Genomic DNA, 21,591 nt, shown 5'->3' with positions numbered 1-21,591 from the left:
GGGCGGCGCCCGAAGTGCCAGGTCGAGTCAGTGCGTCTGGCGCAGCAGCTTGTCCATGCGCGCCTGGGCGAAGCGGTCGATCACCATGCGCTGCCAGCCCGGAGCGTTCTCGATCATGGTGTTGGCCCGGGCGCCGCACTGGCTGCGCAGTGCCTGGACCTGTGGCGCCGGCAGCGCGCGCACGCTGGCCTCAGCCTGGGCCAGCTCTGCCTTGGCCTGGTCCTCGTTGCCCAGCGCGCGCTGCAGGTAAGCCTCGCCAATGAAGGCGCCACCCTGGCGCAGCACCTGCAGCAACTCGGGGCGGCGCGCCGCGTCACCTTCCTTCACCTGCTGCGCCAGGTCGTTGGAATGCAGTTTGAGCGCCGCCACGCAGCGCAGCTTGTCGGGATCGGCCGCGGCGTGCGCGGAGACGGTAAAGGTCAGCAGCAGAGCGCCGACCGCAAGAAAAGGCTTTGCAACCATGCTTCGATTGTCACCACGGTTGCCGTGCCTGAGGCAGTCGGGGGCCTTCGGCATCGATGCGCGGGCGGTGCGTCCTGCCGGCCGTCGCGCGCGGTGGAGCGGGAGCGCCACGTGCTGTATCCGTACAAACCCCGAGCGGCCCCTGCGGGCTGGTTGCCGTTGCCGACGGGGTTGTTTCGCAGGCCCGGGCTGGCGCAGCCGGCGGCGGGCCCTGACTCTGTTCACGACTTCAGGAGCCACCCTCCATGTCCACCGACCTGATGCAGCCGTTCATGGCCCCGTTTACCAAGCTGGCTCAATCCAATCTCGAACTGTTCACCAAGTTCTCCCTGTCGCCCGAGGTGGTGTCGCAGGCGATGACCCAGGCGCAACGCATCTTCATGCAGCAGTCGCCCGCCACGTTGGCGCCGATGCCGGTGGCGCCCAACGCGATTGCCGACCTGATGATGGGTTTGATGAAGAACTACATGGAGTTCCTCATGGAACTCGGCCAGGGCGGTGCCACGCTGATGCAGCAGGCGCCCACCACGCTGGCCAAGGCGACGCAGCAGGCCACCCGCCAAGCCACCGCCACGACGGCCACGCCCCCGACGGTTTGAAAGCTCACGGGCCCTACCGAACCGGCCGCCTTGCGCGGCCGGTTTTTTGTGCCCATGGGTGTTCGAGGCCGACACACGGAGCTCCCGAGGTTGGAAGCGATGAATCACAACATACACGTAGCTTTCCAAATACCAACCTCACCCAAACTCGCGAGACCGCACCTGTTGCCAAGCCTGTATTCCCCTTAAACCTCCTCACACAGCCGGCCCGCATCCCAAGAATCGCAGGGCGAGGAACGCTCTGTAGCGGCCGCGTCCAGGGCAACCAGGAAGCGAACGGCCAAACCCAGTGAAGGAGCAAGAGCAGGGGAAGGCAGTCAGATCAGGGAAAAGCCCGCAATCGACGGAATTCGCGGGCAACCAGGGGTTTCGTAGATTCGTGTATGTTGTTGAACCCTGTGCTCTGGCGAATAATGCCCTGCCCCAGGGTTCGGTCAAGCCTCGATCAGCGCCTGCACCAAGCGCCGGATCTGCGTCACCAGCTTTGGCTTGTCCATGGCCGGGTCGCGCACGCTGCGCACCATGAGCCCGTCGAACAGCGCGGCCAGCACCGAGGCGCGGGCGCGCAGCGTGGCCGCGTCGATGGACAAGCCGCGCTGGTTCAGCGCCGCGCGCAGCAGCGCCTCGCAGCGCTCGCGGCTGGCGGCGTCGGCAGCCTGCACCATGGCGGCGAGCTTGGGGTTGCGTCCCGCTTCCGCCGCCACTTCCAGCCGCAGCGCGGCATCGGGCAGGGCGGTGCAGTCGCTCACGCCGTTGCACACCCCGTCGAGCATGGCCCGAGCCACGTCGGGTTCGCGCAGCATGGCCTCGGCCCTGGCCAGCCACAGCGCCTGGTCGCGCGCCACGATGGCGGCGATCAGCTCTTCCTTGTTCTCGAACAGGTTGTAGATGTGGCCCGGGCTCATGCCCGCCGTGCGCGCGATCTCCGCCATGCTCGCGCCGTGGAAGCCGTGCGCGCGGAAGCACTGCGCCGCGGCGTCTAGCACCTGCTGGCGGCGCTGCTCGGCGCGCTCGGTGTCGGTCAGCGGGGCCATCAGCGTGCGACGGCAGCCGGCGTGTCCCCGGCCGCCGCGGTGCGCGTGGTCGCTTCCCAACCACCGCCCAGGGCCTTGTACAGCGTCACGGCATTGAGCTGCTGCGCCAGCGCAGTGGAGATGCGCCCCTGCTGCGCCGCGTACAGCGAACGCTGCGCGTCCAGCACGCTCAGGAAGTCGTCCACCCCGCGCTCGAAGCGGGCCTGTGACAGGAACTGCGCCCGCGACGCCGCTTCCTCCAGCGCCCGCTGCGCCGCAAGCTGCTCCACCAGGCTCTGGCGCTGCGACAGCCCGTCCGCCACCTCGCGGAAGGCGGCCTGGATACTGCGCTCGTAGGCCGCGACGCGGATGTCGCGGTCGGCCTGCGCCACCTGCAGGTTGGAGCGGTTGCGGCCGTTGTCGAAGATCGGCAGCGCCAGCTGCGGCACGAAGCTCCAGATGCCCGAGCCCGCGCCGAACAGCCCCGACAGCGAGGAGCTGGCCGTGCCCACCGAGGCCGTGAGCGAGATGCGCGGGAAGAAGGCCGCGCGCGCCGCGCCGATGGTGGCGTTGGCCGCCTGCAGGTCGCGCTCGGCCTGCATCACGTCCGGGCGCTGCAGCAGCACCTCCGAGCCCAGCCCCGCGGGCAGCGGCGCGAAGGCCAGCGCCGTGGCTTCCGTGCCCGGCATCGCTTCCGGCGGCAGCGGCGCACCCAGCAGCAGCTGCAGCGCCTGCAGGTCGGCCTGCACCTGGCCGGCGTAGCGCGCGACGTCGGCGCGGGCCGACTCCACCGTGGTGCGCGCGCGCTGCACGTCCAGGTCGGAGGACACGCCCAGCTCGTGGCGCCGCTCGGTCAGCCGCAGCGTGTCGCCCTGGCTCTTGAGCGTGGCCTGCGCCAGCTCCAGCCGCGCGCGGTCCGCGGCCAGCGTCAGCCAGCTGCCGGCCACCTGCGACACCAGGCCGATGTGCGTGGTGCGCCGCGCCGCCTCGGTGGCGAACACCTGCTGCAGCGAGGCCTCGCGCAGGCTGCGCACGCGGCCGAACAGGTCCAGCTCGTAGGCGCTGAAGCCCAGCGTCGCGCTGTACTGGCGCGTCACCCGGCCTTGGCCGGTGGTGCTCAGATCGCTGGGCACGCGCTGCGCGTTTTCACCGGCGGCCACGCCCACCGAGGGCAGCGTGTCGGCAGACTGCACGCCGTACAGGCCGCGGGCGCGCTCGATGTTGAGCGCGGCGATGCGCAGGTCGCGGTTGTTCCGCAGGGCCAGCTCGATGGCCTGCTGCAGCCGCGCGTCGGCGAAGAAAGCCTGCCAGCCCAGATCGGCCACCGGCACCGCCGGCGCCTCGGCCGCGGCCTCGCCCAGTTGCGTCGGCACCGGTGCGGCCGGGCGCTCGTAGGTCGGCGCCAGGCTGGCACAGCCGCCCAGGAAGGTCAGGGAAGCCAGCGCCAGCGCGGCCAGGCGGGGACGGAAGGAGCTCGTCATGGGGTTCTGGATCTCAGGCATGGTCACCCACCGTGCCGGCGTTGGAGATGCCGGCCGAATCGGCGGCCGAAGGCGCGCGCTTGCCCTTGAAGCGGCTGCGCACGACGACGAAGAACAGCGGCACGAAGAAGATGCCCAGCACCGTGGCGGCGAGCATGCCGCCCAGCACGCCGGTGCCGATGGCGTTCTGGCTGCCGGAGCCCGCGCCGGAGGCCAGCGCCAGCGGCATCACGCCCAGGCCGAAGGCCAGCGAGGTCATCAGGATCGGGCGCAACCGCAGCCGCACCGCCTCCAGCGTGGCCTCCACGAGCCCGTGGCCCTGCTCGACCAGGTCCTTGGCGAACTCCACGATCAGGATCGCGTTCTTCGCCGACAGGCCCACCGTCACCAGCAGGCCGACCTGGAAGTACACGTCGTTGCTCAGCCCGCGGCCGAAGGCGGCCAGCACCGCGCCCAGCACGCCCAGCGGCACCACCAGCATCACCGCGAAGGGGATGGACCAGCTCTCGTACAGCGCGGCCAGGCACAGGAACACGACCAGGATCGAGATCGCGTACAGCGCCGGCGCCTGCGAGCCGGAGAGGCGCTCCTGGTACGACAGGCCGCTGAAGGCGACGTTGAAGCCCGGCGGCAGCTGCGCCGCCAGCCGCTCCACGGTCTTGAGCGCTTCGCCCGAGCTGGTGCCCGGCGCGGCCTGGCCCTGGATCTGCACCGCGCCCACGCCGTTGAAGCGCTCCAGGCGCGGCGAGCCCAGCTCCCAGTGGGCGGTGGCGAAGGCGTTGAACGGCACCATCTGCCCCTGCGCGTTGCGCACCTTCCAGTCGTTGAGGTCCTCGGGCTGCATGCGGAAGGGCGCGTCGGACTGCATGTACACGCGCTTGACGCGGCCGCGGTCGATGAAGTCGTCCACGTAGGAACCGCCCCAGGCGGTGGCCAGCAGCTCGTTGATCGAGGCCACCGTCACGCCCAGCGCGCCGGCCTTGGCCTGGTCCACGTCGATGCGCAGCTGCGGCGAGTCGTCCAGCCCGTTGGGGCGCACGCCGGCGAGCGTGGGCTCCTGCGCCGCCATGCCCAGGAACTGGTTGCGCGCCTGGATCAGCGCCTCGTGGCCCAGTCCGGCCTGGTCCTGCAGGTAGAACTCGAAGCCCGTGGCGTTGCCCAGCTCGATCACCGCCGGCGGCGCGAAGGCGAAGGCCATGGCGTCACGCCACTGCATGAAGGTCCCCATGGCGCGGCCGGCGATGGCGCGCACGTTGTCCTCGGGCTTGGTGCGCTCGCTCCAGTCCTTCATGCGCACGAAGCCGATGCCCATGTTTTCTCCGCGGCCGGCGAAGCTGAAGCCCGCCACGGTGAAGATGGACTGCACGCGCGAGGCTTCCGTTTCCAGGAAGTGCTTCTCCACGCGCTCGATCACCTGCAGCGTGCGCTGCTGCGTGGCGCCGGCGGGCAGCTGGATCTGCGTGAACAGGATGCCCTGGTCCTCGTCAGGCAGGAAGGACTGCGGCAGCCGCGCGAACAGCGCCGCCAGGCCCAGCACGATCAGGCCGTACACCAGCAGCCAGCGCTTGCGCCGGCTCAGGATGCGCGAGACGTTGCGCTGCGTGCCCTGCGTGCCGCGCTCGAAGGTGCGGTTGAACCAGGTGAAGAAACGGCCGTGCGCGTGGTGCTCGCCGCGGTGCAGCGGCTTGAGGATGGTGGCGCACAGCGCCGGCGTGAGGATCAGCGCCACCAGCACCGACAGCGCCATGGCCGAGACGATGGTGATGGAGAACTGGCGGTAGATCACGCCGGTGGAGCCGCCGAAGAAGGCCATGGGCACCAGCACGGCGCTGAGCACCAGCGCGATGCCGATCAGCGCGCCGGTGATCTGGCCCATCGACTTGCGCGTGGCCTCGCGCGGCGAGAGCCCTTCCTCGGTCATCACGCGCTCGACGTTCTCCACCACCACGATGGCGTCGTCCACCAGCAGGCCGATGGCCAGCACCAGGCCGAACATGGTCAGCGTGTTGATGGAGAAGCCCGCCACCGACATCACGCCGAAGGTGCCCAGCAGCACCACCGGCACGGCGATCGTGGGGATCAGCGTGGCGCGGAAGTTCTGCAGGAACAGGAACATCACCAGGAACACCAGCACCACGGCCTCGACCAGCGTCTTGACCACCTCCTCGATGGACAGGCGCACGAAGGGCGTGGTGTCGTAGGCGACGACGGCCTTCAGGCCGGCGGGGAAGTTCTTTTCCAGCCGCGCGAGCTCGGCGCGGGCCGCGTCGGCCGTGTCCAGCGCGTTGGCACCGGTGGCCAGGCGCAGCGCCACACCCGCAGCGGGCTTGCCGTTGTAGCGGGACTCCAGGGAGTAGTTCTCGGCACCGATCTCCACCCGTGCCACGTCGCGCAGGTGCACCTGCGCGCCGTCGGCGGTGGTCTTGAGCAGGATGGCCTCGAACTGCCGCGGCGTCTGCAGCCGCGTCTGCGCCGTCACGGTGGCGTTGAGCTGCTGCCCGGCCTGCGCCGGCGCGGCGCCGATCTGGCCGGCCGAGACCTGCGCGTTCTGCGCGCGGATGGCGGCGGCGACGTCAGCGGGCGTGAGCCGGTACTGGTCGAGCTTGGTTGGGTCCAGCCAGATCCGCATCGCGTACTGCGCGCCGAACAGGGTCACCTCGCCCACGCCGGGAACGCGGCTGAGCGGGTCCACCACCTGCGAGGACACGTAGTCGGCGATGTCGTTGCGGTCCATGCGGCCGTCTTCCGACACGAAGCCCAGCACCATCAGGAAGTTGATGCGGCTCTTGACCACCTGCACGCCCTGGCGCTGCACCTCCTGCGGCAGCAGCGAGGTGGCCGCGGCGAGCTTGTTCTGCACCTGCACCTGCGCGATGTCGGCGTTGGTGCCGGCCTGGAAGGTCAGCGTGATGGCGACGTTGCCCTGCGAGTCGCTGGTCGAGGACATGTAGGTCAGGCCATCGAGCCCCTTCATGCGCTGCTCGATGATCTGCGTGACCGTGTCCTCCAGCGTCTTGGCCGAGGCGCCGGGGTAGGTCGCGTTGATGGTGATCTGCGGCGGCGCAATCGGCGGGTACTGCTCGATGGCCAGCGTGCGGATGGCCAGCGCGCCGGCCAGCATGATGATGATGGCGATCACCCACGCGAAGATGGGCCGATCGATGAAGAAGCGTGACATGGGGAAGCGACTCGCGTGATCAGTTGGCGGCGGTCGGCGCGACGCCGGAGGCCGAGGAGGCGGCAGGGGCCACGGCGAGGCCACCGGCCGGGGCCGAGGCGGAAGCCGCCGCGCCGGCCGGCGCGCCCGGGACGCCCGAGGCCGGCGCCGAGGCCGACACGGGCACCGGCGTCACGGTCGCGCCGGGGCGCACCTTCTGCAGGCCATCCACGATCAGCTGGTCGCCGGGCTTGAGGCCTTCGCTGACCAGCCACTGGTCGCCCACGACGCGGTCCACCTTGAGCGGGCGCGGCGTGACCTTGTTGCCTTCGCCCAGCACCATGGCCAGGGCGTTGCCCTTGGGGTCGCGCGTGATGGCGCGCTGCGGCACCAGGATGGCCTGCTGCGTCGAGCCCTCGTCCAGCAGCGCGCGCACGTACATGCCCGGCAGCAGCGTGCCCTTGGGGTTGGGGAACACGGCGCGCAGCGTGACGTTGCCGGTGCTGGGGTCCACGGTGGCCTCGGCGAACTTGAGCGTGCCTTCCACCGCGTAGTCGCTGCCGTCCTCGAGCTGCAGCTTGACGCGGGCGCGGCCGGCGTCGATGCGCTGCAGCTTGCCGGCGGCAAAGGCCTTCTGCAGCTGCAGCAGTTCAGCGCTGGCGCGCTGGATGTCCACGTAGATCGGGTCGAGCTGCTGCACCGTCACCAGCGCCGCGGCCTGGCTGGCCGTGACCAGCGCGCCGGGCGTGACGGTGGAGCGCCCGGCGATGCCGGAGATGGGCGCGCTCACGCGGGCGTACTCCACGCGGATCTGCGCCGTGCGCACCGCCGCGCTCGCGGTGGCGACGTCGGCCCGGGCCTGCAGCAATGCGGCTTGCGCGTCGTCGCGCGACTGCTTGCTCACCGCGTCGATGGCCACCAGCTCGTCGTAGCGCCGCGCGCGCAGCTCGGCGGTGGCGACGTTGGCCTGCGCCTTGGCCAACGAGGCGCGGGCGCTTTCCAGCTCGGCTTGCAGCGTGGCGGGGTCGATCTGGTAGAGCGTCTGCCCGGCCTTGACGAAGCTTCCTTCCTCGAACAGCCGCTTCTGGATGATCCCGCCCACCTGCGGCCGTACCTCCGCCACCAGGTAGGGCGAGGTCCGGCCCGCCAGCTCGGTGCGCAGCGTCAGCGGCTGCGCCTGCACCGTCAGCACGCCCACCTGCGCGGGCGGCGGCGCGGCCGGCGCCGCCTGCTGGTTCTGTCCCTTGGAACAGCCTGCCAGCATGACGGTGGCGCAGGCCAGCGCCAGCAAGGTGGTGGAAAAGGTCAGGCGATAGGGCGGACGCAGCAGGGGCATGGCAGGAAGCAGGCGGGAGGAACGCCTGGTAACGTTTACTGAATGAACGTTCATTCTACGGGTTTCTCCGGAATGCTGCATCGCAGCAGCGCGACCTGGACGAAGTCGCGGGAAAAACCTCCCGCCGGCCCGCGCAAGCGGGCAGGGCGCGGCGAGGGACACCCGCCGCGCGCAGCAAGTGGGCGGCCTTGCCGGCGCAGCCTCAGGGCGCCGGCGCGTCGAAGACCTGGCGCAGGTAGGCCAGGAAGGTGGTGTCGTCCACCAGCGTCTTGCCCGGCGAGTCGGACAGCTTGGCCACCGGCTGCCCGTTGCAGTGCACCAGCTTCATGACGATGTTCAGCGGCGCCAGGCCCACGTCGTTGGTCAGGTTCGTGCCGATGCCGAAGCCGCACTGCGTGCGGTCGGCGAAGTGGTGGTAGAGGGCCAGCGCCTTGTCCACGTTCAAGCCGTCGGAGAACACCAGCCGCTTGGTGTGCGCGTCGATGCGCAGCTTCTCGTAGTGCGCCAGTGCCAGTTCGCCCCACCAGACCGGGTCGCCCGAGTCGTGGCGCAGGCCGTCGAAGAGCTTGGCGAAGTAGAGATCGAAGTCGGCCAGGAAGGCGCGCATGCCCACCACGTCGGTGAGCGCCGTGCCCAGGTCGCCGCGGTACTCCTGCACCCAGTCCTCCAGCGCCGCCTTCTGGTGGTCGCGCAGCCGCACGCCGCCCACCGCCTGGTACATCTGCAGGTACTCGTGCGCCATGGTGCCGATGGGCACCAGCCCCAACTCGGCGGCCAGGAACACGTTGGAGGTGCCCTTGAAGTACTGCGGCAGCGCCTGCCGGAAGCGGTCCACCACCTCGCGGTGCCAGGTACCGCTGAAACGGCGGCGGATGCCGAAATCGAACATCTCGAAGGGGTGGCGCCGCCGCGGTCCCGCCTCCAGGGCCTGCAGCCGGGCGATCTTGTCGTGCAGCCGCCGCCGCCCCTCGGCCAGCGCGGGCTCGGCGTCGAAGCGCCGGTAGTGCAGCTCGCTGACGATGGCCAGCACGTAGATCTCGAAGCCCATCACGTGCACCTGCGGCCCCTCGGCCACGATGTGCAACTCCTCGCCCTCGGCCCAGGCGCGGATGAAGTCGCGCTGGAACTTGAAGATGCGCAGGAAATCGACGAAGTCCGGGCTGATGAAGCGCAGCGAGCGCAGGTAGGCCAGCTCCGGCTTGGTGAAGCACAAGCCGCACAGCGCATCGAGCTCGCGTTCCACCTGCGGCAGCAGCGCTCCGAGATTGAAACCCTCGGGATTGCGGCACACGAAGCGGTATTGGGCCTGCGTGCGCGGATGCCGGTGCAGCATCGCCTGCCACATCGTGAACTTGTAGAGGTCGGTCTCCAGAAGGCTGTGGATGACGGGCGGCATGTCGTGAAGCTCCTGCGCGGCCGGAGGGCTGGTGGGGGATGGAGCGGCAAGCGGAGGGCCGAGCGGCCCTCCATGAGTTGACATAACCTGCATTGAGGATAAAAGCCGTGTAGGCGCCAATTAGTAATGTCGCATTCCAGCCCAGTAGAGAGGTCGCACTGTCGGGGTCGGCGGAGTTGCTGTGAGCGCGCTGGACCGGCAGGCGGGCCTCACAAATGCGCCAACGCTTCCACGATCGGCTTGCGTACCGTGCGCCGCGCCACCCAGGCCGAGGCCAGCGTGGCCAGCAGCGCCATCAGCAGCACGGTGTTGAGCACGGGCAGCGGGTCCAGGTCGATCTGCAACGGGTAGCCCACGCTGCGCCCGGGCGGTGGCGGCATCTGCACCGGGAACACCTGCAACAGCGCCGACACCGTCACCGCCGCCACCGCGCCCAGCAGCGCGCCGCCGCCGCCCAATATCAAACCCTCCAGCGCCAGCGCGCGCAGCAGCTGTCCGGGCAGCGTGCCCAGCGCGCGTAGCGTGCCGATCTCGCGCGTGCGCTCCACCACCGCCGAGGCCATGGCGTTGGCGACCACCACGACCACGATCACGCCGATCACCAGCCCCATCACGCCGAAGATGCGGTGGTAGAGCGCGCGCACGCTCTCGTAAAAGCCGGCCTGCGCCTCCCAGCTGCGCACCACCAGCCCCGGCAACCGCGCCTGCAGCCGCGCCTGCGCCGACGCCACCTCCTCCATGCCGCCCAGGAACACCTGCAGCGTGGACACGCGGGCGCTGCCCAGCAGCCGCTGCGCGCCGCGCAGGTCCGTGTAGAGCTGGCGCCGGTCCAGCTCCGGCACGCCGGTGGAGACCACGCCCAGCACCCGCACCGGCAGCGTCCGCAACGCGCCGCGGGTGTCGGTGGCCAGCAGCGTCAGCCGGCCGCCGGGCGAGGCCTTGAGGCTGCGCGCCAGCTCGGCGCCCAGCAGCACCCAGGCGGCTCCATCGGCTTCGTCGCCCGCGTCGCCCGCGTCGCCATCGGGCATCGCGCCATCGACCACGTTCAGGAACGGCCCCTTGGCCCGCAGCTCGGCCGCGGCGTCGAGGCCCAGCGCCATCATCCCGGCCGACTTCTCGCCGTTGCTCACCAGGCCGCTGAACTCCACGCGCGGCAGCACGTGGCGCACGGCGGAGTCGGCGGCCAGCCGCGCCTGCAGCGCCGCCGCGTCGTCCAGGCCATGCTGCAGCGGCACGTCCTCGTCCAGCTCGAAGTGCTGCCGGGTCCCGACCACGAGATGCCCGCTCTCGCGCACGGTGACCCGCTCCAGCGCGTCGTAGGTGTAGAGCGCGAAGCCCCCGGCCAGCAGCAGCGCGGCGGTGCCCAGCGCGGTGATGAAGATCGCCACCAGCGAACGGCGGCGATTGCGCATCACGTTGAGCGCGGCGAACTTCAGCCACCTCATGCGGCACTCCGGGCGGAAGCCGCCACCGCGGTCGGCGCCGGTGGCGTGGGCGGTGTGGCGGGCGCCCCTTCGACGCGCCCGTCGCGCAGGCGCACGACGCGGTCGCAGCGGCTGCTCAGGCGCTCGTCGTGGGTGGCGAAGACGAAGGTCACGCCCTCCTCGCGGCTGCGCTCGCGCATGAGCTCCAGCACGGCCTCGGCCGTCTGCGAGTCCAGGCTGGCCGTGGGCTCGTCGGCGATCACCAGCGCCGGACGCTTCACCAAGGCCCGCGCGATGGCCACGCGCTGGCGCTGCCCGCCCGAGAGCTCATCGGGCCGGTGCCCGGCGTGCGAGGCCAGGCCCACGCGCTCCAGCGCCTGTGCCACGCGGCGGCGGCGCTCGGCCTGGGCGACGCCGGCGAGGAACAGCGGGTACTCCACGTTCTCCGCCGCCGTCATCACCGGCACCAGGTTGAACTGCTGGAACACGAAGCCCAGCGCGTCGCGGCGCAGCCGCGTGCGGTAGCGCTCGTCGAGCCGGTGCACGGGCTCGCCGCGCAGCAGGATGGCGCCGGCATCGGGCACGTCGATGAGCCCGCACAGGTTCAGCAGCGTGGTCTTGCCGCTGCCCGAGGGGCCGGCCAGCGCCAGCATCTCGCCGGCACGCAGGTCCAGGTCCACGCCCTGCAGGGCGGGCACGGCATGGCGGCCCAGGCGGTAGCTCTTGCGCACGCCGCGCAACGTCATCACCAGCGGTGCAGTCACACGCGGTCCTTCCTCGTGGCGTTACCCTGGGGCGCCCGGGGCAGGCGTCTTGCCCAAGCCCCCTCGTACCCCCGCACGCCGATGCTTCTGAACGCCGCCATCGTCCTGCTCACCGTCGTCGCCATGGAGGCCATGGCATGGCTGGTGCACAAGTACCTGATGCACGGCCCGGGCTGGGGCTGGCACGCCTCGCACCATGCGCCGCGCCGCGGGTGGTTCGAGAAGAACGACCTGTACGCGCTGGTTTCGGCGAGCGTGTCGATCCTGCTGATCTGGCTCGGCCTGAACGGCCATCCGCCGCTGTTGTGGGTCGGCGTCGGCATGACCGTGTACGGCCTGCTGTATTTCATCGCCCACGACGGGCTGGTGCACCAGCGCTGGCCGCTGCGCATCACGCCGCGCAGCGGCTACCTCAAGCGGCTTTACCAGGCGCACCGGCTGCACCACGCCGTGCACGGGCGCGACGGGGCGGTGTCCTTCGGCTTCCTGTGGGCGCCTTCGCCGCGGAAGTTGCGGGAGGAGTTGCAGCGGATGCGGGGGCAGAGAGGTGACGGGGTGGATGCAGGCGGCGAGCGGTGAGTGATGCGGCGAACCGGACCACCTTCCGTCAGCGTGCCTCCCCGTTTACTCACGGCTGACTTGGGGGCTGCCTGGGTCCCCGCCTGCGCGGGGATGACGAAGTAGAGGGGCGGCTTCCTGTGCTTCGTCCTGCAAACACACTCCGACTTCCCCGAACAGCAGTGCTGCCTTCGCGGGACTGACGAAGAACCCGAGCAGCCCACGGCAAGGCGCCAAAAGCCTTCCCCCGGCCACGTTCCCCTCACCCCACCTGCGGCCGCTGCCACAACCCCGCCGCGCGCGGGCGCTGCGGCAGGGCCCGGGCCGCCAGCGCCACCGCCATGCCGCGCGCCACCAGCCATGCTTTCTCCGCGCCGCTGGTGCGCGTGCGCGTGTCCCAGGCCTGCGCGCCGCGCCGGTGCACCTTGCGGCCGATCTCGCGGTAGACGCCGCGCGCCGTCGCCACCGACCAGGCCGAGCGCACCGGCAGCGCCGCGATGCCCGACAGCGCCGAGGCGTAGTACGGATCGGCCGCGGCCACGACGCGCGCCGCCACCTTCGCCAGCGCGGCGCGGTGCCGCGGCTCGGCCACCTCGTGCGCCGGGATGCCGGCCGCGTGCAGCCACTGCAGCGGCACGTAGACGCGGCCAACGCAGGCGTCCTCCACGATGTCGCGGGCGATGTTGGTGAGCTGAAAGGCCAGCCCCAGGTCGCAGGCGCGGTCCAGCACCGCCGGGTCGCGCGCGCCCATCACGCGCGCCATCATCAAGCCCACCACCCCGGCGACGCGGTAGCAGTAGAGCAGCGTGTCGGCCAGCGTCTCGTAGCGCATGTCCTCCACGTCCATGCGAAAGCCGCTCAGGTGCTCCAGCGGCAACGCGATCGGGATGCCGTGGCGGCGCACCACCTCGGCCAGCCCGTCGAAGGCCAGGTGGCGGCAGGGCTGGCCGGCGCAGGCGCGCCAGGTCAGCGCCTCCAGCTCGGCCAGGCGGCGCAGGCTGTCCTCGCGGTGGCTGGCGCGCTGGCCCTGGCCCAGTTCCTGGCCGTCGATCACGTCGTCGCAGTGGCGGCACCAGGCGTAGAGCATCACGGTGCTGCGGCGCGTCTCGGCATCGAAGAGCCGGGCCGCGGCGGCGAAGCTGCTGGAGCCGGCCTGGATGGTTTCGCTGCCATGGCGGGCGGCCTCGGCTTCGGCACGGGACCGGCAGCCGCTGGCCAGGCGCCGCAGCGCCCGGCGGGCTCGGGCCGCGGCGGCCGTGTCTCGGATCACACTCATCACAAGTCCTCCAGCATCAGCCGCGCGGTGGCCTTGGCCGATCCCACGACACCCGGCACCCCCGCGCCGGGATGCGTACCCGCCCCGGCGATGTAGAGGTTGGGAATGACGGCGTCGCGGTTGTGCGGCCGGAACCACGCGCTTTGGGTCAACACCGGCTCCAGCGAGAAGGCCGAGCCGAGATGGGCGCCGAGCTCGTCGCGGAAGTCGGCCGGCGTGAACAGTCTGCAAGTCACGAGGTCCGCGCGCAGTGACGGGATGTGCCGCGCCTCCAGGTACTCCAGGATGCGGTCGCGCAGGCGTGGCCCCTCCACGCTCCAGTCCACCGGCGCGTGGCCCAGGTGCGGCACCGGCGCCAGCACGTAGTGGCTGCCGCAGCCCGGCGGCGCCAGCGAGGGGTCGGTCACGCAGGGCGAGTGCAGGTAGAGCGAAAAATCCTGCGGCAGCGGGCCGGCGAAGATCTGGTCGATCAGCGCCCGGTAGCGCGGCCCGAAACACACCATGTGGTGGCGCAGGTGCGGGTGCTGCCGGCGCAGCCCGAAATGGATCACCAGCAGCGACATGCTGAAGCGCTTGGCCTTGAGCGCCCTCGCCTGCGCCGCGCCGCGCGCCGAGTGCCCCAGCAGCCTCTCGTAGGTGTGGACCACGTCGGCGTTGGAGGCCACGCGGTCCGCCGGCAAGCGCTCGCCCCCGCGCAGCGTGACGCCGCAGGCGCGGCCGTCCCGCAGCTCGATGCGCTCCACCGGCGCGTTCAGCCACAGCGTGCCGCCCAGCTCCTGGAACAGCCGCACCAGCGCCCGCACCAGCGCGCCCGTGCCCCCGCGCGCAAACCACACGCCCCACTGCCGCTCCAGCGCGTGGATCAGCGCGTAGATGGAGGAGGTGGCGAAGGGATTGCCGCCCACCAGCAGCGAGTGGAAGGAGAAGGCCTGGCGCAGCTGCTCGTCGCGGATGAAGCGCGAGACCATGGCGTACACGCTGCGCCAGGCCTGCAGCCGCGCCAGCTGCGGCCCGGCCGCCGCCATGCTGCGAAAGGAGAGGAACGGCACCGTGCCGAGCTTGAGGTAGCCCTCCTCGAACACCGCGCGCGCGTAGCGCAGGAAGCGCTGGTAGCCCTCCACGTCCTCGGGACAGCGGGCGCGGATCTGCCGGTCCAGCAGCGCCTGGTCGTTGTCGTAGTCGAAGACCGAGCCGTCCTCCCAGCACAGCCGGTAGAACGGCGAGACGGGCAGCAGCTCCACGTAGTCGCTCAAGCGCCGCCCGCTGAGCGCGAAAAGCTCTTCCAGCGCGCTGGGATCGGTGATGACGGTCGGCCCGGCGTCGAAAGTGAAACCCTGGTCCTCGTACACGTAGGCGCGGCCGCCGGGCTTGTCGCGCGCCTCCACCAGCGTGGTGGCGATGCCGGCGGACTGCAGCCGGATCGCCAGCGCGATGCCGCCGAAGCCGGCACCGATGACGACGGCGCGGCGCTCCGCGCTCATCGAGGGGCCTCCGCGTGCGAGGGCGGCCGGTCCAGCACCGCGCGCACGGCCGCCCCCAGCGGCACCGGCGGCTTGCCCGAGACGATGCGCAGCTTGTCCAGCGGCCCCAGCCGCGCGGCGTAGAAGCGGGCGATCAGCCCCTCGGGCAGTCCGTAGAAGCGTTGCATGACCTTCCAGCGCAGGTGGGGTGGAGCGGATCGGAACAGCATCCGGTTGAGCAGCCTGAAGAAGCCCCGCGCCTCCCAGCGCTCGACGGCGTGGCGGCGGATGGCCTCGAACAGCGCGGTCGCGGAGAGATCAGGCTGCGCCGCCACCAGCTCCGCCAGCGCCACGGCATCGGGCAGGGAATAGCCCGTGGTGGGATGGAACAGCCCGGCCGACAGGCCCGAGGCCGGCACGCCGCCGGCCTCGCGCCAGAAGCCCTCGACATCGCCGGAGAGCACGATGGGCAGCACGCCCTGCTCCTCGCGCAGCACATGGCGCACGCGCCAGCCGCGCGCGGCGGCGTACTGCGCGATGCGCCGGCGCAGCGCCTCGGCGTCGAGCTCGCCGGCATCGGCGTAGTAGGTGTCCTCCACCAGCAGCGTGTAGTCGCTGAAGGGCAACACGTAGACGAAGCGGTAGCCGTCGATCTGGTCCACGGTGGCATCCATCAGCAGCGGCGTGTCCAGGCCGTGCGGGGCTTCCAGCCGCAGTTCCTGGCCGAGGAATTTCTGGTGGCCCAGCGCCAGGTGGGCGCTGCGGCGCAGGCCGCGGCCGTCGATCACCGCCCTCGCCCGCAGCACGCGGCCGTCGGCCAGGCGCACCTGCGTGGGCGCGATGTCCTGCACCGCCATGCCGGTACGCGCGCGCGGCCCCAGCAGCGTGGACAGCAGCGCGTGGAAGCGCTCGGAGGTGAGGCTGGCGTAGCCGCCCTGCAGGCACCGCCGGCGCTGCGGGAAGCGCACCTCGTGGCCGGACCAGCGGTGCGCCACCAGCGGCGCGAGCCAGGCGCGCTGCGCCTCGCTCAGGTCCGTGGGATGGAAGGACCAGGTGTGGTTGCCGCCCAGCGTGGGCCCGGCCTCCAGCATCAGCAGCCGCAGCGCCGGGCGCTCGGCGGCCAGGCGCCAGGCGATCAGGCCGTTGGCCAGCCCGCCGCCGACGAGGATCAGGTCGGCGTCCAGGGCGCCGTCGCCGGGCGTGGACGAGCCGGCGGCATGCGTTACCGACACGGCCGCAGGACCCGGGAGAAACCGACCTTCACGACTGGCATTGGATGCAGCCCTCGCCCTTGGGGTTGGAGGCGAAACGAGTCGCCGGAGCCGGGAGCAGGCAAACGGCTCGCCACCTCCCATGCACGCTGCCGACACCCAGGCCGCTCCAGGCCATGCCCGGCACGGAGCAGAGGACGCGGCGCGTCAGCTCTTGGCTGCGGCAAGAACCTCGCGTTCCCCGGACAGCGCTGCGCGCAGGCGGGGAGCCAGCAACCTCATCCTTCGCTGACGCCCTCCGGCCCCACCGCTCCTGCCTCGATCGCCGCCACCGCGCGCGCCAGCGCCGTCCCCGCCGCCTCGTCCGCCTCGGCCCGTTCCGTCAGGTGCTGCGGCAATTGCCGCGCGGGCTTGATGCCCAGCTCCTTGAGCATCTCGGCCTGGCGGATGACGTTGCCGCGCCCGGAAGCGAGCTTCTTCTCCGCGTCGTCGAAGCAGCGCTGCGCCGCGCGCAGCGCCTCGCCCGCGCGCTTGAGCTCCGTGGCGAAGCCGCACAGCCGGTCGTAGAGCTCGGCGCCGCGCCGCGCGATCTCCTGCGCGTTGCGGTTCTGCGCCTCCTGGCGCCACAGGTGCGACACCGTGCGCAGCACGAACAGCAGCGTGGACGGGCTCACCAGCAGCACGTTGCGCCGCCACGCGTCCATGAACAGCTCGCCGTCGTGCGTCACGGCCAGCATGAAGGCCGGCTCCACCGGCATGAACATCAGCACGAAGTCCAGCGACTGCAGCCCGTAGAGCTGCTGGTAGTGCTTGTCCGAGAGGCCACGCAGGTGCGCGCGCACCGAGTCCAGGTGCTGGCGCAAGGCCCCCGAGCGCGCGGCCTCGCCCTCGGCGTTGGCGTAACGCTCGTAGGCGAGCAGCGACACCTTGGCGTCCACCACCAGCCGCCGCTCCTCGGGCAGGTGGATCACCACGTCGGGCTGCAGGCGCTGGCCGTCGGCGCCGAGCCGGCTGTCCTGCGTCACGTACTCGTGCCCCTTGCGCAGCCCGGCGGCCTCCAGCACACGCTCCAGGATCAACTCGCCCCAGTTGCCCTGGCTCTTGGCCGAGCCCTTGAGGGCGGAAGTGAGGTTTTTCGCCTCCTCGCTGAGCACCTGGTTCAGCTCCGCGAGCTGGCGCACCTGCTGCGCCAGCGCCGACCGCTCCTTGCCCTCGGTGACGTAGACCTCCTCCACCTTGCGCTGGAACTCCGCCAGCCGCGTGCGCAGCGGGTCCAGCAGCTGGCCGAGGCTCGCCTGGTTCTGCTCGGCGAAGCGCCTGGATTTCTCTTCCAGGATGTCGGCCGCCAGCGCCTTGAACTGGTCCGTCAGCGCCTCGCGCGCGGAAGTGAGCAGCGCCAGCTTCTCGGCCGCACCGCGGCGCTCGGCGTCGAGCTGCTCGGCCAGGCCGCGCGCCTCGGCGGCGTTGCGGCGCGCCTCGGCGTCGGCGCGCTCGTGCGCGGCCTTACTCTCCTGGAGCTGCGCATCGAGCTGCAGCGCGCGCTGCGCCTGCTCGGCCTCGGCGGCGGCCAGGCGCTGGCGGGTGTCCTGTTCGTCCTGGAGCTGCAGGCGCAGGTCCTGCAGCTCCGACTCCAGACGCTCCACGCGCGCGGCCCGCTCGCGCAGTCGCGCGGCTTCACCGCGGAGCTGGTCGAGCACGCCCTGCAGCGCCTCGGCGCGGCCGCGCAGCAGCCGCAACTCCTCGCCCTGCTGGCGCTGCGTACCCTCGGCATGCTCGGCGCGGGCGGTGAGCGTGGTGAGCTGCGCCTGGGCCTCCGCCCGGGCATGCGCCAGCGCCAGTTCCACCGCGGTGTGCTGGCGCGAGCGCATCAGCAGCCATGCCCCCAGGGCGCCGGCGATCAAGCCCGCCAACAGCATCGCCAGCTCCATCCCCGACTCCCATGTTTTGGAGGGCGGAATTATCGCGAGGGCGCCCCGGGGCTCCGGCCACGCAGCGCCGGCCCATGGCAGGCACGCAACACCGGCCAGCCCGGCGCTGCCCGGTACCGTCCCGGGTCCTGCCGAAGGAGCCTGGGCTCAAGGCTTGCACCGCCGCGCTTCCCGCCACTGCCCGCCGGATCCCCACCATGAGCACCCTGTTCGAGCCCCTGTCCCTCGGCGCGATGCGCCTGTCCAACCGCATCGTCATCGCGCCGATGTGCCAGTACTCCGCCCGGGAAGGCACGCCGGGCGACTGGCACCTGATCCACGTCGGCAACCTGGCGCTCTCCGGCGCCGGGCTGCTGATCCTGGAGGCCACGGCGGTGTCGCCCGAGGGGCGCATCTCGCCCTTCGACCTCGGCCTCTACAGCGACGACAACGAGGCCGGCCTCGCGCGGGTGCTGCAGGCGGTGCGGGCGCACTCGCCCATGCCCATCGCGATCCAGCTCGCGCACGCCGGACGCAAGGGCTCCTCGCGAGCGCCCTGGGAGGGCGGCGCACAGATCCGGCCCGGCGAGCCCCTGGGCTGGAAGACAGTGGCGCCCTCGCCCGTGCCGCACGGCGCCGACGAGGACCCGCCGGAGGCTCTGGACGCCGAGGGCATTCGCAAGGTGCGCGAAGACTTCGTGGCCGCCGCCCGGCGCGCGGCGCGGCTGGGGCTGGACGGCATCGAGCTGCACTTCGCCCACGGCTACCTGCTGCACCAGTTCCTCTCGCCCCTGGCCAACCAACGCGGCGACGCCTACGGCGGCAGCCTGGAGAACCGCATGCGGCTGCCGCTGGAGGTGTTCGACGCCGTGCGCGAGGCCTTCCCGGCCGAGCGGCCGGTGTGGGCGCGCATCTCCGCCACCGACTGGGTGCCGGGCGGCTGGGACATCGAGGGCACGGTGGCGCTGTCGCAGGCGCTCAAGGCGCGCGGCTGCGCGGCGATCCACGTCACCACCGGCGGGCTGTCGCCGGCCCAGGCCATCCGCATCGGCCCCGGCTACCAGGTGCCCTACGCGCAGCGCGTGAAGGCCGACGTGGGACTGCCGACCCTGGCCGTGGGCCTGATCACGGAGCCGCACCAAGCCCAGGCCATCATCGCCGAGGGCGAGGCCGACGCCGTGTCACTGGCCCGCGCCATGATCTACGACCCGCGCTGGCCCTGGCACGCCGCGGCGGCGCTGGGCGCCCAGGTCTTCGCTCCGCCGCAGTACTGGCGCTGCCAGCCGCACGAGTTCAAGGACCTGTTCACGAACAACCGTTTCGGGCAGCGCTGAACGCCCCGCACCCAGCCCTCGGTCGTCAATGCACTACGCCAGTGCATCGACGCAGACCCGTCCAGGATTTGGCACTTCGACGGTGCCTGCCGGAAAAGAGCGTGATGTATCGCTCACTAAAATGCCCCAGCCAGGTGCTTGACCGCACCAGCAACGCGCACACTGGATGCGTTGTTTGTTCCCCCTCCGCGGAGACGCTGTTGAAATTTCCGACTCTTTCCGACTTCCTGGGTGCCGTGAAGGCACGCGATCCCCATCAGCCCGAGTTCCTGCAAGCGGTCAAGGAAGTCTTGACGAGCCTGTGGCCGTTCATCGAGAAGCATCCGCAGTACGCCAGCCAGGCGCTGCTGGAGCGCCTGGTCGAACCCGACCGCGCCATCCAGTTCCGCGTGTCGTGGGTGGACGACAAGGGCGAGGTGCAGGTCAACCGCGCCTGGCGCGTGCAGCACAGCAACGCCATCGGCCCGTACAAGGGCGGCATGCGCTTTCACCCGTCGGTGAACCTGTCGATCCTGAAGTTCCTGGGCTTCGAGCAGACCTTCAAGAACGCGCTGACCACGCTGCCCATGGGCGGCGGCAAGGGCGGCTCGGACTTCGACCCCAAGGGCAAGAGCGACGGCGAGGTCATGCGCTTCTGCCAGGCGCTGATCTTCGAGCTGTTCCGCCACATCGGCCCTGACACCGACGTGCCCGCGGGCGACATCGGCGTGGGCGCGCGCGAGGTCGGCTACATGGCCGGGATGATGAAGCGGCTGAGCAACGACGCCTCGTGCGTGTTCACCGGCAAGGGCATGGCCTACGGCGGCAGCGCCATGCGCCCCGAGGCCACCGGCTACGGCACGGTCTACTTCGCCCAGGAAATGCTGCGCCGCCAGCACCGCGACTTCGACGGCCTGCGGGTGTCGATCTCCGGCTCGGGCAACGTGGCGCAGTTCGCGGCCGAGAAGGCGCTGGAGCTGGGCGCGCGCGTCGTCACGCTCTCCGACTCCGAAGGCACGCTGGTGGTGAACGAGGGCCTGCGCGCCGAGCAGCTGGCCAGCGTGATGGAGTGGAAGAACGTGCAGCGCGGCCGCCTCTCGGCCTTCGCCGCCAAGCACGGGCTGCACTTCGAAGCCGGCCGCCGGCCCTGGCACGTGCCGGTGGACGTGGCGCTGCCCTGTGCCACGCAGAACGAGCTCGACGCCAAGGATGCGCAGCAGCTGGTGAGCAACGGCGTGGTGTGCGTGGCCGAAGGCGCCAACATGCCCTCGACGCTGGAGGCGGTGGACGTCTTCCTGGCCGCGCGCACGCTGTACGCGCCGGGCAAGGCCAGCAACGCCGGCGGCGTGGCCACCTCGGGCCTGGAGATGACGCAGAACTCGCAGCGCCTGGCGTGGCTGCCGGCCGAAGTGGACGAGCGGCTGCACTCGATCATGAAGGACATCCACGCCAACTGCGTGCGCCACGGCACGCGCGCCGACGGCTCGGTGAACTACGTGGACGGCGCCAACATCGCCGGCTTCGTCAAGGTCGCCGACGCCATGCTGGCCCAGGGCGTGGTCTGACTTCAGTCACGCTTCGAGCGTGAAGCCCACCCGTTCGCCCTGAGCCCTTCGACGAGCTCGGAAGCCCGAACGGGTTTTCATTTCAGTGCCAACGAAAAGTTGGCATGGCACGCCGTCCATCCTCGGGACGGCCGTGCGCCCGGGGCGGATCACCTCACGATCAGCCCGGGCTGCAGCGAGCGGATGCGGCGGTCCTCGTAGTAGCCGCCGTACTCCGTGTAGCGCAGGAAGCCGTGGCCGCAGTGCCGGCAGCGCCAGACCTCGCTGCGGTTGGCCGGGAAATACGCCAGCGCGATGGGCGCATCCGGCGACCAATAGTTCGTACCTCCAGGGTGATGCTCGGCCAGCGTGGGCTCGTCCTCCTCGCCCGCGAGCCACAGCGCGCCCACCTTCTCCAGCGCCGCGTCGCTCTTGTCGCCGGGAAAGGACTCCCAGCCACGGAAAGCCAGCGGCGCGCATTCGGCGCAAGGCTCGGGATATTCGCGCGCAAGGCGCTCGACCTCGTCGGGGCTGAGTTTCAGGGTCACGGCCGTGGGGTATATGGAAGCTCAAGGGCGAGCCAGTATCCGCGCCCGGGGCAAGCCGCCTTCCCGCGGCATGGGACGCGTGGCGGGCCAGCGTGCGCATGGCGGCTTCCGGCGAATGTTCCCGCCCGGTCATGCCGCGGCG

The 21,591-nt window shown here is 71.2% G+C and carries 17 protein-coding genes; 4 read left to right on the top strand and 13 right to left on the bottom strand.

Annotated features, from left to right (window positions below; translation table 11 throughout):
- Positions 1-27 precede the first annotated feature (27 nt).
- A complete protein-coding gene (locus tag Q0741_RS01600) occupies positions 28-462 on the bottom strand; it encodes a hypothetical protein (RefSeq protein WP_298231453.1) in 435 nt (144 codons plus the stop codon).
- A gap of 245 nt (positions 463-707) precedes the next feature.
- Here Q0741_RS01600 and Q0741_RS01595 point away from each other — a divergent pair, with 245 nt between their 5' ends.
- Positions 708-1,061: a hypothetical protein gene (locus Q0741_RS01595; RefSeq protein WP_298231452.1), complete on the top strand. Its 354-nt coding sequence runs from the start codon at positions 708-710 to the stop codon at positions 1,059-1,061.
- Positions 1,062-1,495: 434 nt separating this feature from the next.
- Here the strand turns inward: Q0741_RS01595 and Q0741_RS01590 are convergent, their stop codons facing one another.
- The 7 genes from Q0741_RS01590 to Q0741_RS01560 all read right to left on the bottom strand — a co-directional run bounded on the left by Q0741_RS01590 (position 1,496) and on the right by Q0741_RS01560 (position 11,632).
- The gene (locus tag Q0741_RS01590; RefSeq protein WP_298231451.1) at positions 1,496-2,095 is read right to left on the bottom strand and encodes a TetR/AcrR family transcriptional regulator; all 600 of its coding nucleotides are present in this window, start codon (positions 2,093-2,095) and stop codon (positions 1,496-1,498) included.
- Positions 2,095-3,576 (bottom strand): efflux transporter outer membrane subunit, encoded by a 1,482-nt coding sequence (locus Q0741_RS01585; RefSeq protein WP_298231450.1) that lies wholly within the window; start codon positions 3,574-3,576, stop codon positions 2,095-2,097. Before Q0741_RS01585 ends, Q0741_RS01590 begins: the two co-directional genes overlap by 1 nt.
- Positions 3,569-6,733 (bottom strand): efflux RND transporter permease subunit, encoded by a 3,165-nt coding sequence (locus Q0741_RS01580; protein WP_298231449.1) that lies wholly within the window; start codon positions 6,731-6,733, stop codon positions 3,569-3,571. The genes Q0741_RS01585 and Q0741_RS01580 overlap by 8 nt, the downstream gene beginning before the upstream one ends.
- A gap of 19 nt (positions 6,734-6,752) precedes the next feature.
- On the bottom strand, positions 6,753-8,048 hold the full coding sequence (locus Q0741_RS01575; RefSeq protein WP_298231448.1) for an efflux RND transporter periplasmic adaptor subunit: 1,296 nt from the start codon (positions 8,046-8,048) through the stop codon (positions 6,753-6,755).
- 202 nt (positions 8,049-8,250) lie between these two features.
- Positions 8,251-9,444, bottom strand: coding sequence for a nicotinate phosphoribosyltransferase (pncB, locus tag Q0741_RS01570; protein WP_298231447.1), 1,194 nt, complete (start codon positions 9,442-9,444; stop codon positions 8,251-8,253).
- 209 nt (positions 9,445-9,653) lie between these two features.
- Positions 9,654-10,889, bottom strand: coding sequence for an FtsX-like permease family protein (locus Q0741_RS01565; RefSeq protein WP_298231446.1), 1,236 nt, complete (start codon positions 10,887-10,889; stop codon positions 9,654-9,656).
- Positions 10,886-11,632, bottom strand: coding sequence for an ABC transporter ATP-binding protein (locus Q0741_RS01560; RefSeq protein WP_298231445.1), 747 nt, complete (start codon positions 11,630-11,632; stop codon positions 10,886-10,888). The genes Q0741_RS01565 and Q0741_RS01560 overlap by 4 nt, the downstream gene beginning before the upstream one ends.
- An 81-nt stretch (positions 11,633-11,713) precedes the next feature.
- Here Q0741_RS01560 and Q0741_RS01555 point away from each other — a divergent pair, with 81 nt between their 5' ends.
- Entirely contained in the window at positions 11,714-12,211 is a 498-nt protein-coding gene (locus tag Q0741_RS01555) for a sterol desaturase family protein (protein WP_298231444.1), read from the top strand.
- A 241-nt stretch (positions 12,212-12,452) separates the two neighbouring features.
- Here the strand turns inward: Q0741_RS01555 and Q0741_RS01550 are convergent, their stop codons facing one another.
- From Q0741_RS01550 to rmuC, 4 genes are all read right to left on the bottom strand, one after another.
- Positions 12,453-13,466: a phytoene/squalene synthase family protein gene (locus Q0741_RS01550; protein WP_298231443.1), complete on the bottom strand. Its 1,014-nt coding sequence runs from the start codon at positions 13,464-13,466 to the stop codon at positions 12,453-12,455.
- Entirely contained in the window at positions 13,466-14,947 is a 1,482-nt protein-coding gene (locus Q0741_RS01545; RefSeq protein WP_298231442.1) for a phytoene desaturase, read from the bottom strand. The genes Q0741_RS01550 and Q0741_RS01545 overlap by 1 nt, the downstream gene beginning before the upstream one ends.
- Positions 14,944-16,158, bottom strand: a complete 1,215-nt coding sequence (crtY, locus tag Q0741_RS01540) for a lycopene beta-cyclase CrtY (RefSeq protein WP_298231441.1) — start codon at positions 16,156-16,158, stop codon at positions 14,944-14,946. The genes Q0741_RS01545 and crtY overlap by 4 nt, the downstream gene beginning before the upstream one ends.
- 257 nt (positions 16,159-16,415) lie before the next feature.
- Positions 16,416-18,065: a DNA recombination protein RmuC gene (gene rmuC, locus Q0741_RS01535; RefSeq protein WP_298231440.1), complete on the bottom strand. Its 1,650-nt coding sequence runs from the start codon at positions 18,063-18,065 to the stop codon at positions 16,416-16,418.
- Between the two features lie 197 nt (positions 18,066-18,262).
- Here rmuC and Q0741_RS01530 point away from each other — a divergent pair, with 197 nt between their 5' ends.
- On the top strand, positions 18,263-19,378 hold the full coding sequence (locus tag Q0741_RS01530; RefSeq protein WP_298231439.1) for an NADH:flavin oxidoreductase/NADH oxidase: 1,116 nt from the start codon (positions 18,263-18,265) through the stop codon (positions 19,376-19,378).
- A 197-nt stretch (positions 19,379-19,575) separates the two neighbouring features.
- Entirely contained in the window at positions 19,576-20,922 is a 1,347-nt protein-coding gene (gdhA, locus tag Q0741_RS01525; protein ID WP_298231496.1) for an NADP-specific glutamate dehydrogenase, read from the top strand.
- A gap of 149 nt (positions 20,923-21,071) precedes the next feature.
- On the opposite strand, the gene Q0741_RS01520 is transcribed toward gdhA, so the two are convergent.
- Entirely contained in the window at positions 21,072-21,449 is a 378-nt protein-coding gene (locus tag Q0741_RS01520; protein WP_298231438.1) for a hypothetical protein, read from the bottom strand.
- Positions 21,450-21,591 lie beyond the last annotated feature (142 nt).

It is taken from the genome of uncultured Azohydromonas sp. (assembly GCF_937926365.1).
Taxonomy (GTDB): Bacteria; Pseudomonadota; Gammaproteobacteria; order Burkholderiales; family Burkholderiaceae_C; genus Azohydromonas.
This window is presented reverse-complemented; position numbering and strand designations above follow the sequence as displayed.

Excerpts from the sequence above, each read along its gene's own strand:
- Q0741_RS01600 (WP_298231453.1), bottom strand. The coding sequence starts at position 462 with ATGGTTGCAAAGCCTTTTCTTGCGGTCGGCGCTCTGCTGCTGACCTTT.
- Q0741_RS01595 (WP_298231452.1), top strand. The coding sequence starts at position 708 with ATGTCCACCGACCTGATGCAGCCGTTCATGGCCCCGTTTACCAAGCTG.
- Q0741_RS01590 (WP_298231451.1), bottom strand. The coding sequence starts at position 2,095 with ATGGCCCCGCTGACCGACACCGAGCGCGCCGAGCAGCGCCGCCAGCAG.
- Q0741_RS01585 (WP_298231450.1), bottom strand. The coding sequence starts at position 3,576 with ATGCCTGAGATCCAGAACCCCATGACGAGCTCCTTCCGTCCCCGCCTG.
- Q0741_RS01580 (WP_298231449.1), bottom strand. The coding sequence starts at position 6,733 with ATGTCACGCTTCTTCATCGATCGGCCCATCTTCGCGTGGGTGATCGCC.
- Q0741_RS01575 (WP_298231448.1), bottom strand. The coding sequence starts at position 8,048 with ATGCCCCTGCTGCGTCCGCCCTATCGCCTGACCTTTTCCACCACCTTG.
- pncB (WP_298231447.1), bottom strand. The coding sequence starts at position 9,444 with ATGCCGCCCGTCATCCACAGCCTTCTGGAGACCGACCTCTACAAGTTC.
- Q0741_RS01565 (WP_298231446.1), bottom strand. The coding sequence starts at position 10,889 with ATGAGGTGGCTGAAGTTCGCCGCGCTCAACGTGATGCGCAATCGCCGC.
- Q0741_RS01555 (WP_298231444.1), top strand. The coding sequence starts at position 11,714 with ATGCTTCTGAACGCCGCCATCGTCCTGCTCACCGTCGTCGCCATGGAG.
- Q0741_RS01550 (WP_298231443.1), bottom strand. The coding sequence starts at position 13,466 with ATGAGTGTGATCCGAGACACGGCCGCCGCGGCCCGAGCCCGCCGGGCG.
- Q0741_RS01545 (WP_298231442.1), bottom strand. The coding sequence starts at position 14,947 with ATGAGCGCGGAGCGCCGCGCCGTCGTCATCGGTGCCGGCTTCGGCGGC.
- rmuC (WP_298231440.1), bottom strand. The coding sequence starts at position 18,065 with ATGGAGCTGGCGATGCTGTTGGCGGGCTTGATCGCCGGCGCCCTGGGG.
- Q0741_RS01530 (WP_298231439.1), top strand. The coding sequence starts at position 18,263 with ATGAGCACCCTGTTCGAGCCCCTGTCCCTCGGCGCGATGCGCCTGTCC.